Raw genomic sequence first — 10141 nt, forward strand, 5'->3', positions numbered from 1 at the left:
CATTTTCTACCCCTACCCCCATTCTTCACCCTCACCCTGCGAACTTAGGCTACCCATACCAAGATCAAGATTCGCACCAATCGCTACCGCCGAATGCGAATCGGAGACCCCGCAATGAACGCAACGAACCTGATCAAGCCAGCAATTGCCGTCGTAACCGCGGCTGCCTTGCTCACTGCCTGCGCTGAGCCAGCTGCAGACAACAAAGCAGAAGATAAGAACGCAGATAACGCCAAGATCACCGTCTACACCTCCGAGCCGGAGGCCAAGGTTGATGAGATCAACAAGGCATTCATGGAGAAGAATCCGAACATCCAGGTCGAGGTGTTCCGCGCCGGCACCGGCGATCTGAATGCGCGCATCGAATCCGAGAAGAAGACCGGCAAGGTCGGCGCCGACATCCTGTGGGCCGCCGATGCCCCGACTTTTGAGACCTATGCAAAAGCAGGCGACCTCGCCAAGCTCGAAAAGCTGGATACTGCCAAGATAAAAGCAGAGGCCAAGGATCCCAACGGCTTCTATGTGGGCACCCGTTTCATCCCTACCGTGATCGCGTACAACACCAAAGACATCACCGACGCGCCGAAGTCGTGGGCAGACCTGACCGATCCGAAGTACCTGGATAAGCTGGTCCTCCCGGACCCAGCGGTCTCCGGTGCCGCTGCGTTCAACGCCGCTGCCTGGAAGAACGATTCAGCTTTGGGCGAGGAGTGGATCAAGCAGCTCGGCGCGAACAAGCCGATGATCGCTAAGTCCAACGGCCCCACCTCCCAGGAGATCGCCAGCGGCTCTCGCCCAGTCGGCATCGTGGTGGACTACCTGGTACGTGACCTCGCAGTGAAGGGCTCGCCCGTTGCAGTGGCCTACCCAACGGAGGGCGCACCGTACATCACGGAGCCAGCGGGAATCTTCAAGGATTCCGCCAACCAGGACGCCGCAACGAAGTACCTGGAATTCCTGATCTCTAAGGAGGGCCAAGAGCTCGCGGTGAAGCAGAACTACCTGCCCGTTCGTGAGGATGCCGGCTCCCCGAAGGACGCCCCAGCACTGAAGGACATCAAGCTGATGGATCAGGATCTGGAAAAGATCACTGCTGATAAGCAGGCCGCCACCGCTGCGTTCCAGGACGCGATGAAGTGACCCAGGTTCGACTCATGAGGATGGGCCTGTGGCTCATCCTCATTGGCCTTTTCCTCGCACCGCTCGGCCTGGTGGTGTCCTTGGCGCTGGGTGGCAACCAAGTCCCAGTTTTGTTGGAACAGGGAATCGCCACGGCAACGTGGAATTCCGCGTACACCACGGTCCTGGCAAGCGTTGGGGCAGTGGTCGTCGGCACGCTGGCGGCGCTGATGCTGGAACGCACCGACATCCGTGGCGCCAAAGCCCTCCGGTTGTTGGTACTGAGCCCGCTGCTGGTGCCGCCGTTCATTGGGGCGATCGCGTGGATGCAGCTGTTCGGCCCGCGGCAGGGCGTGAACAGTTGGTTCGACCGCGAAATCTGGAATGTTTACGGGCCCGATGGGGTAGTGGTCCTGATGATCCTGCACTCTTACCCGGTGGTGTACATGGTGATCGCTAGCGCCCTCAAGCACATTCCCGGCGACATGGAACACGCTGCCCGCATCTCCGGTGCCAGCACCTGGACCGCGATGCGCACCGTGACGTTGCCGCTGCTGCGCTCCGCAATCCTGAGTGCCTTCACACTGACGGCGGTGGCGAACCTCGCGGACTTTGGCATCCCTGCGATCCTCGGCTCTCCGGAACGCTTTGAGACGCTCGCCACCATGATCTACCGCTTCATGGATTCCGGCACCGTGGCTAATCCGCTCCAGGTGGTATCCACCGTTGGAGTGGTATTGCTGTTGCTTGGCATTGGGGCAGTGATCTGCGATTATGTGGTGTCGCTGTGGGCGTCGACAAGCGTGGCGGACGGCGCGACCCAACGCTACCCGCTGGGCCGGGCACGTGGCCTCACCACAACCATCGCCTGGCTGCTGGGCCTGGTGGTCACGCTCGCACCGCTGGTGGGACTCGGATACCGATCTCTGCTGCCCGCACCGGGCGTGCCGTTCACGCTCGAAACGATCTCCTTGGACAACTTCGAGCTGGCGCTGGGTAACCCGCGGGTGATCGAAGGCTTTAGCAATTCGGCGCTGCTGGCGTGCGGTGCAGCTGTGCTGTGTGGTGTGCTGGGCTGGCTCGCGGGAGTTCTGCTCACGCGGACTCGGCATTGGTCGAACACCGCGATGAGCTTGGTGATTTTGTTGCCGACGGCGCTGCCCGGGCTGATCATCGGTGTTGGCTGGCTGATTCTGGGGCGCTATACCGGCATGTACAACACCCGCTGGGTCATCCTCGGCGCCTACGTCTGCGCTTTCACCGCGCTGGTGCTGCAGGCAGTGCGCGCCCCGTTGCAGCAAACCCCACTCGCGGTGGAGGAAGCAGCCCGGATCTCGGGTGCCTCTCAGCTGCGCTCTTTGCTCGATACCACCGGCCGGATGGCGCTGCCCGCGGCGATTTCCGGGGCGGTGTTGGTGCTGGTCACTGCAGTGCGTGAGCTGACCATTTCGGTTCTGCTGGTCGCGCCGGGGACCACGACTCTCGGTGTCCAAGTGTTTAACCTCCAGATGGCTGGCGACTACAACCAAGCCAGCGCGCTGTCACTGCTGTTCGTGCTCATCGGCGTTTTGGCGCTGGGCTTAACTTTGAGGGAGAAGGTCTCTTGATCTCATTGACTGACGTATCCGTGACGTTCCCGGATGGGACGGTGGGGCTGTCCGATATTTCGCTCGAGGTGGAGCCCGGCGAGTTCATCTGCCTGGTCGGCCCCTCCGGCTCCGGCAAAACGACGCTCCTGCGCACCATCGCCGGCTTCGTCTCGCCTTCCTCCGGGGCGCTATCGATCGCCGGTGCCGCGATGGACGGCGTGCCACCGGAAAAGCGCGGCCTCGGCATGGTGTTCCAGCAGCATGCGGTGTGGCCGCACATGAACGTGTTTGAAAACGTGGCCTATCCGCTACGCCGCGCTGGCACATTCAGCGCCGAGGCAGTCTCCGAGGCCCTTTCTCTAGTGGGGCTCGACGGGTTCGGGAAGCGCGCCCCGGCGAGCCTGTCCGGCGGTCAGCGGCAGCGCGTTGCCTTGGCCCGTGCAGTGGTGGCCAACCCGCGCGTGTTGCTTCTCGACGAAGCACTGTCCGCACTCGACGAGCCGTTGCGTGATGCTTTGCGACGAGACATCCTCGCATTAGTCCGGCGCCAGGGCCTCACCACGGTGCACGTGACTCATGACCGCTCGGAAGCATTGGCGCTGGCAGACAGGGTAGTGGTGCTTTCCGATGGCATTGTGCAGCAAGTTGGATCGCCGCGTGAGATCTTGGCTAGTCCCGCTTCTGCCTTCGTGGCATCGTTCATGGGGGACGCCACTGTACTTCCCTCTGGGGAAGCCGTGATGCCTGCGGATGTGGTCTTGTCTGAGGCAGCCTCGCGTCGGGGCATCGTTCAATCCGTGCTGTTCGAGCGCACCGGGTACTCGATCACCGTGCTTTCCGGGGGGCTGACATTTCGGGCGTTCGCATCAGAGCCGGTGGCTATTGGGGACGAGGTCGGGTTGGAATTTCAGCGGGTGATGGGGTTTTAAGGGAGTCGAAACTGCGAATCTAGCAGTCCCGACTTCTACCGATCGAGGCGCTGTTGCCCGTTCCTGCTACACCAATATCCCTCCCACGTAGGTCTGGTAGGAAAGAGGCATCCCGGGCCGATATGCTAGGTCAACTGCCGTATGGGTATTCAGCACATGTAGGTCAGTTGCCGCGCCGACAACGAGTGTGCCTTTCGCAGGACGGCCATGACGATCTTGTCCGGTGCCAACATCTTCGCGATGCAAAGCCCGGGCTCCGCCATACGTGGCGGCGCGAATCGCTTCTTCGAGAGTCAGCTCCATCTGAAGAACGGCAGTGCCGACACAGAAGTTCATCGCGGAGGTGTAGGAAGTGCCGGGGTTGAGATTGGAGGCAAGAGCTAGTGTGCAACCCGCGTCGATAAGCCTGCGGGCCGGGGTTAGTGGGGCGCGGGTGGAAAGGTCACAGGCCGGAAGTGCGGTGGCGACAGTGTCGGAGGCCGCGAGAAGTTCGATGTCGGAATCGGTAACAAAATTCACGTGATCGACGCTGGCTGCGCCAACTTCAACGGCTAATGCTACGCCCGGACCGTGACCGATTTGGTTACCGTGAACACGGGGAATAAGCCCCCGAGAAACACCGGCACTAAGAACGCGTCGGGACTGCTCTTCGTCGAATGCGCCACGCTCGCAGAATACGTCGATCCATGTGCAGTGATCAGCGACAGCGTCAAGCATTTCGCCACAGACCAAGTCGACGTATTCGTCAGCGTCGGCTCCAGGAGGTACGAGGTGTGCTCCGAGGAAGGTGACATCTTCGAGTCTGGAGGCTGCGATCCGAGCGGCTTCAGCTTCGGACGCAACATCCAATCCGTACCCAGTTTTGGTCTCCACGGTGGTAGTGCCGCCCGCCCGGGCTGCGGCGATGCGCTCATCGAGCAATGAAATCAGGCGTGCATCACCGGCAGCGCGGGTTGCGTTCATAGTTACCGCAATGCCACCGGCTGCGTAGGATTCACCGGCCATGCGGGCTTCGAATTCGGCAGCGCGATCGCCATCGAAAATCATATGCGTGTGGGAATCCACCCAACCTGGTAGAACGGCGCGACCGCCGAGGTCCACCGCATTGTCTGCAGCTGGAGCCTCGGCGGCCGGTCCGATCCACTGAATGACGCCCCCATTTTCGACTAAGGCAGCATCTTCAAGCGTGCCCAGTTCAGAGACAGTACGGAGCTCAGAAATTCCAGTGAAAAGAGTGCTCAAGGTTAGTTCTCCCGGGAGTGGAATGGCATCGGGACGCGCACACCGCGCTCCCTAGCTACTTCATCAGCCCGATCGTAGCCAGCATCCACGTGGCGGATCACGCCCATGCCAGGATCATTGGTCAGCACTCGGGCGAGCTTCTCAGCGGCCAGATCAGTACCATCTGCAACGGATACCTGGCCAGCATGGATCGAACGCCCAATACCTACGCCACCACCGTGGTGAATGGACACCCACGTGGCACCTGAGGAGGTGGCGGTCAGAGCGTTGAGCAGTGGCCAGTCAGCAATGGCATCGGAACCGTCCAGCATCGATTCGGTCTCGCGGTAAGGGGAAGCCACCGAACCGGAGTCAAGGTGGTCACGGCCAATCACGATCGGTGCTGTCACCTTTCCCTCTCGCACGAGGTCATTAAAAAGCAGGCCGGCCTTGTGGCGCTCGTTGTAACCCAGCCAGCAAATACGTGCCGGTAGCCCCTCGAATTCCACGTACTCTTCGGCGGCGTCGAGCCAGCGATGCAGGTGCTCGTTTTCAGGGAATAGCTCCTTCAGAGCTTGGTCCGTTACGCGAATATCCTCCGGATCGCCGGACAGCGCAGCCCAGCGGAAAGGGCCGAGCCCTTCGCAGAACAGTGGGCGGATGTAAGCCGGCACGAAACCTGCAAACTCAAAGGCGCGGGCGTAGCCGGCTTTGCGGGCTTCATCGCGGATGGAGTTGCCGTAGTCAAAGACCTCAGCGCCCTCGTCCTGGAACTCAACCATGGCCTGGACCTGCGCTGCCATGGACTCCCGGGACTTTTTAGTGAAAGTCTCTGGGTCCTCTTCTGCTTCGGTGTTCCAGTTTTCGAAGGGCACTTCGGTGGGCAGGTATGACAGCGGATCGTGCGCCGAGGTTTGGTCGGTGACGATATCAATTTTGATGTCACCGGCCCGGTGGTGTTTAAGCAGCTCAGGGAAGATTTCCGCAGCATTGCCTTCGACACCGATGGACAGTGCACGGCCTTCTTCTTTGGCGGCGTTGGCGCGGGCAATGGCGTCGTCAAGGCTGTCTGCGACCTCATCTAGGTAGCGCTTTGCTTGTCGACGCTCCAAACGCTTCCGATCTACATCAGCAATGATGCACACACCGTGGTTCAACGTCACGGCGAGAGGTTGTGCGCCGCCCATACCGCCGCACCCGCCGGTGAGCGTGATGGTGCCCTGTAACGTGCCGTTGTACCTTTTGCGGCCGATGGCAGCGAAGGTTTCGAATGTGCCCTGCAAAATGCCCTGGGTGGCGATGTAGATCCACGATCCGGCGGTCATTTGTCCGTACATCATGAGACCCTCGGCCTCAAGTTTGCGGAATTCGGGCCAGTTTGCCCAGTCTCCCACCAGGTTTGAATTGGCAATGAGCACGCGAGGAGCCCAGGGATTAGTCTTCCAAATGCCTACTGGCTTACCGGATTGAATGAGGAGCGTCTCATCATCCTCCAAGTCCTTAAGCGAAGCCACGATGGCGTCGAAGGATTCCCAGTTTCGGGCTGCTTTGCCTGTACCGCCGTAAACAACGAGATCCTCTGGACGTTCTGCTACTTCCGGATCGAGGTTGTTCATCAGCATGCGCAGTGGCGCTTCAGTTTGCCAGGATTTTGCAGATATTTCGGTTCCACGTGGGGCTCGGACGGTGCGTGGCTCAGACATTGGCCAAGTCTCCTTGAATGTTAAGCACTGCCTGTGGCGGGATGATCCGGCGAACCGGGGCTGTCATCAAACCCTGCCACAGATAGTGGTGTAGGTCACTTGTAGATTTGAGTGTATGTAGCGATGTATCGCGAGAGAAGCAGAAAAACAATGCTTCTGTCTGGGATGCCAGACTCAGAGCTAAAGCAGCAGGTGTGCGATTGGGGCAGTCAGTAGGATGGTCAGCGCGACGCGCTCAAACCAAATCACCACCATTTGCCAGACCTTTACTGGGATTTCAGTGGCCAAAATGCAGGGCACCAGCGCGGAGAAAAAGATGATGGCGCTGACGGCAACAACAGCAATCACAAAACGCAATACCAATGAAGGCTGATCTGCTGCCAGGGTGGCGGGAAGGAGCATTTCCGCGATGCCTACGGCAGAGGCTTTTGCTGCCACCATAGGCTCGGGAATTCGGGCAGCCCAGGTGAAGGGATAAATGAGGTACCCGAGCCAGTCAAAAATTGGAGTGAATTTGGCCAATAGAAGGCCGCCAAGGCCTACGGACATGATCGACGGTGTGATTGCGGCAGCCATATTTGTGCCGTCCACAAAATTGATCCATACGGCCTTTGGTAGTGGTGGGGCTTCATCAAGCGTTTCGCGGGCTTCTCCCCACGCCGACGTGAATCGGCCTTTAGTAATCTTCTCCTCCGGCTGAGGGGCGGCATCTTTGTGGTAATCGTCTGGGAACAGGGAAAGCGGCGGGATACGGACGGTGATTGCCGTGACCACAAAGGTCACTATGAGGGAGACGAAGAAGAACTGGCCCCAATACTGCATAATGTCCAGGGTTTTGGCCACAATAACCATGAACGCTGCGGAGACGGTGGAAAATCCGGTGGCAATAATAGCAGCTTCGCGGGTGGTGTATTTACCCTCACGGTACACCCTGTCCGTGATAAGAATGCCGAGGGAGTAAGAGCCGACAAAGGATGCGACCGCATCGATTGCTGAGCGTCCCGGCGTGCGCCAAATTGGCCGCATGACCGGTTGCATGAGCACTCCTACAAATTCGAGGAGTCCATAGCAGACGATGAGGGCAAGAAACATCGAGCCGATGGGGACAATCAGGCCCACCGGGGTAGCAATCTTCTCAAATAGAAAAGGGACAAGGTCTTTTGCATTGAGAAATCCCTTTAGCGTGCCCGTCACGTACAGGGCGGACACGATCACTCCTGCGATGTTGGCAAAAGAGAAAACCATGGTGAGGGCGTCGTTACGCCACTTGCCCGTGACAAATTGGCGGATCATGCCGTAAGACATCAACGCGAGCAATACCCATGGGACGATCGATCCCGCGTAGGCTCGCAAAGCTGAGACGGCGTGGTCAACGATAATGGTATTATTCCCGCGCCAGGTGATGGGTACGAAGAAGACGAAAATACCGATCGCTGAATAGAGGAAAAACGGCCAAATCGGCTTGTGTTGGGCGTGGGTTCCGGAACGCAGAATGGAATGTTCAATTGCATTGGCATTTGGATGATGGTTTTGCACTTTGGCATGAGGCTGCGGGGACATGATTGTACGCTTTCGAAATATGCCGACGGGGTCGGCAAAACGGGAAAGTGGCAATATGCGCGACAGCCTGCGCATGGACTTATTCTATGTGACGCGCACCATATTTGTCTAGTCGGTGTGGCGTCCGTAAAGGGCAGTGGAAATTTGACCCGCCCGTTGTATGACCTCTGCGCGCACTTCTTGTATTTGGTCTTCATTCAATGAACCGATGCCAAAAGTTACTGCAAGCGCAGCCGCCGGTCGATCCAAATGGTCCAAGATGGGCGCCGCCGCAGTTTGCTGTCCGGGAGATACGATGCCGATTTCCTCCGCAAAGCCGTTCGCTCGAATCATTTCCAATTCTTCAGAGAGCTGGGCCCAGGTCGATCCAGTCGGACTCGCGAGAGTGAACGTGGCGCGGAGATCCTTTTCTGAAAGATAGGCCAATTGGCACTTTCCGCTCGCGGTGAGCAATGCAGGAAGGTGCACGCCAACATCGGTAACAAGGCTGACTGCTTGAGGGGCACGCTCCTCCAACAGATACAAAACTTGGGTCGTAGCCAGACAAGAAATGTGTACGCTGCCACCCACTGCATGAGCCAGCTGTTTCGAATGTCTTGCCCCCACTCGCACGAGTGGTTGTTGGCTCGCATACGCCCTGGTCATGGCGTAAGCCGCCAGCCCTAGCCCATAAGTTCGTTGCCCTGGTAAATGAACCACAAATCCGGATTCTTCCATGACTTTAAGTAGGTGGTACACAGTGGAGCGGGGCAGGTCTAGCTCCGACTGGATTCGGGATGCTGAAATTGGCGTATCGATGCTTGTGAGGAGAGATAGAATCCGCAGCGTGTTGCGTGCTGCCGGTACTTGGGAACTAGATGTTGCCACTGTACAGACTCCCATTCGTTGCTATCCTTTTGAAACCATGACTGTAAACATTGCTGCTTGGCAGGGACGCGTCGATGGTCCCGGGAAAGAACACGCTCGTTGGAATTCGAGAATACAACCCTTTAGTTTCGAGTCTGAACCGGGTGTTGCGTTGATCGGATTCGCGAGCGATGAGGGGGTGCGTCGCAATAAGGGGCGCGTGGGCTCAGCTCAGGCGCCTGACCAGATTCGTGGGACGCTGGCTGGGCTGGCGGTCCACCATGATCTGCCACTTTTCGATGCAGGTACCGTCGCTGTGGATGACGGTGACTTGGAAAAAGGCCACGAAGAGCTCGCAGGGCAAGTTGCATCGCTCATTGGCCAAGGGCATACCGCGATTGTGCTAGGGGGAGGACATGAAACTGCGTATGGTTCGCATTGCGGTTTGCGGTCCGCTGTCCCAGGATCAATGGGGATCATAAACCTTGATGCCCACTTTGACCTGCGTACCGCTGATTTGCCGACCTCGGGAACACCCTTCAAACAAATTGCGGATCGTTTCTCTCACGATTTCCACTACTCGGTGTTTGGCATTTCGAAACCGAACAACACCGTGGCACTGTTCCAAGAGGCGGATCGCTTGGGTGTCACTGTGGCATTAGATGAGGAGCTGTTAGCGTTGCCTCTCCAAGAATGCGCAAAATTGGTGACTCGTTCCGCTGCTGAAGTCGATCACGTGCATTTGTCCATTGATTTGGATGTTCTGCCAGCTGGGGTTATGCCCGGGGTCTCTGCACCTGCTGGTTTAGGTGTGGATCTGCCTCGTATTCGTGCCATGGCGATTGCTGCAGCACAGACCGGTAAGCTGCGGCTCGTGGATGTAGTCGAGCTGAACCCAAAGTTTGATGTCGATGGGCGATCGGCGAAACTAGCAGCCCGACTTATCGACGACATTGTGTCCACGCTGGCCTCGTAGCTTCGCGTCTCTGGCCCCGCTGCTTAGAGTTAATAGACAGTTGATATCGCGCTCAGTCGGGCGGATAAAACTGAAGTGCCCCAGGTTTTGTTCCGCTTGAGTGGATGGGAAAATCTGGAACATGCCTAAGAAGTTTGACCAGGATGCGAAGGACCGCGTGGTCCGTCTTGTTGAGGATCGCATTCTGGCGGAGAATCT

General features: G+C 58.3%; 8 protein-coding genes. 4 read left to right on the forward strand and 4 right to left on the reverse strand.

Going from position 1 to position 10141, the window contains the following annotated elements; all coding sequences use genetic code 11:
* The first annotated feature begins 114 nt into the window (after positions 1–114).
* Genes WG936_RS06375 through WG936_RS06385 form a run of 3 tightly spaced genes read left to right on the forward strand, consistent with a single transcriptional unit; the run spans position 115 to position 3637 of the window.
* Positions 115–1140, forward strand: a complete 1026-nt coding sequence (locus tag WG936_RS06375; RefSeq protein WP_339565469.1) for an ABC transporter substrate-binding protein — start codon at positions 115–117, stop codon at positions 1138–1140.
* A 14-nt stretch (positions 1141–1154) separates the two neighbouring features.
* Positions 1155–2726: an ABC transporter permease gene (locus WG936_RS06380; RefSeq protein WP_339572425.1), complete on the forward strand. Its 1572-nt coding sequence runs from the start codon at positions 1155–1157 to the stop codon at positions 2724–2726.
* Positions 2723–3637 (forward strand): ABC transporter ATP-binding protein, encoded by a 915-nt coding sequence (locus WG936_RS06385; protein WP_339572423.1) that lies wholly within the window; start codon positions 2723–2725, stop codon positions 3635–3637. Before WG936_RS06380 ends, WG936_RS06385 begins: the two co-directional genes overlap by 4 nt.
* Positions 3638–3703: 66 nt before the next feature.
* Here the strand turns inward: WG936_RS06385 and hutI are convergent, their stop codons facing one another.
* The 4 genes from hutI to WG936_RS06405 all read right to left on the reverse strand — a co-directional run bounded on the left by hutI (position 3704) and on the right by WG936_RS06405 (position 8988).
* The gene (gene hutI / locus WG936_RS06390) at positions 3704–4879 is read right to left on the reverse strand and encodes an imidazolonepropionase (protein ID WP_339565470.1); all 1176 of its coding nucleotides are present in this window, start codon (positions 4877–4879) and stop codon (positions 3704–3706) included.
* A 2-nt stretch (positions 4880–4881) separates the two neighbouring features.
* Positions 4882–6561, reverse strand: a complete 1680-nt coding sequence (gene hutU, locus WG936_RS06395) for a urocanate hydratase (RefSeq protein WP_339565471.1) — start codon at positions 6559–6561, stop codon at positions 4882–4884.
* A 180-nt stretch (positions 6562–6741) separates the two neighbouring features.
* Positions 6742–8121: a YjiH family protein gene (locus WG936_RS06400; protein WP_339565472.1), complete on the reverse strand. Its 1380-nt coding sequence runs from the start codon at positions 8119–8121 to the stop codon at positions 6742–6744.
* A 108-nt stretch (positions 8122–8229) separates the two neighbouring features.
* Positions 8230–8988, reverse strand: coding sequence for an IclR family transcriptional regulator (locus WG936_RS06405; RefSeq protein ID WP_339565473.1), 759 nt, complete (start codon positions 8986–8988; stop codon positions 8230–8232).
* Between the two features lie 37 nt (positions 8989–9025).
* Between WG936_RS06405 and hutG the strand changes: the two genes are divergently transcribed.
* Positions 9026–9943, forward strand: a complete 918-nt coding sequence (gene hutG / locus WG936_RS06410; protein ID WP_339565474.1) for a formimidoylglutamase — start codon at positions 9026–9028, stop codon at positions 9941–9943.
* Positions 9944–10141: the final 198 nt, after the last annotated feature.

Origin of the sequence: Corynebacterium sp. H127 (assembly GCF_037482665.1) — a bacterium.
Lineage (GTDB): Bacteria > Actinomycetota > Actinomycetes > Mycobacteriales > Mycobacteriaceae > Corynebacterium.

What these genes read in the sequence shown, in the direction of transcription:
- WG936_RS06375 (WP_339565469.1), top strand. Translation starts at nt 115, where the DNA reads ATGAACGCAACGAACCTGATCAAGCCAGCAATTGCCGTCGTAACCGCG.
- WG936_RS06380 (WP_339572425.1), top strand. Translation starts at nt 1,155, where the DNA reads ATGAGGATGGGCCTGTGGCTCATCCTCATTGGCCTTTTCCTCGCACCG.
- hutU (WP_339565471.1), bottom strand. Translation starts at nt 6,561, where the DNA reads ATGTCTGAGCCACGCACCGTCCGAGCCCCACGTGGAACCGAAATATCT.
- WG936_RS06400 (WP_339565472.1), bottom strand. Translation starts at nt 8,121, where the DNA reads ATGTCCCCGCAGCCTCATGCCAAAGTGCAAAACCATCATCCAAATGCC.
- hutG (WP_339565474.1), top strand. Translation starts at nt 9,026, where the DNA reads ATGACTGTAAACATTGCTGCTTGGCAGGGACGCGTCGATGGTCCCGGG.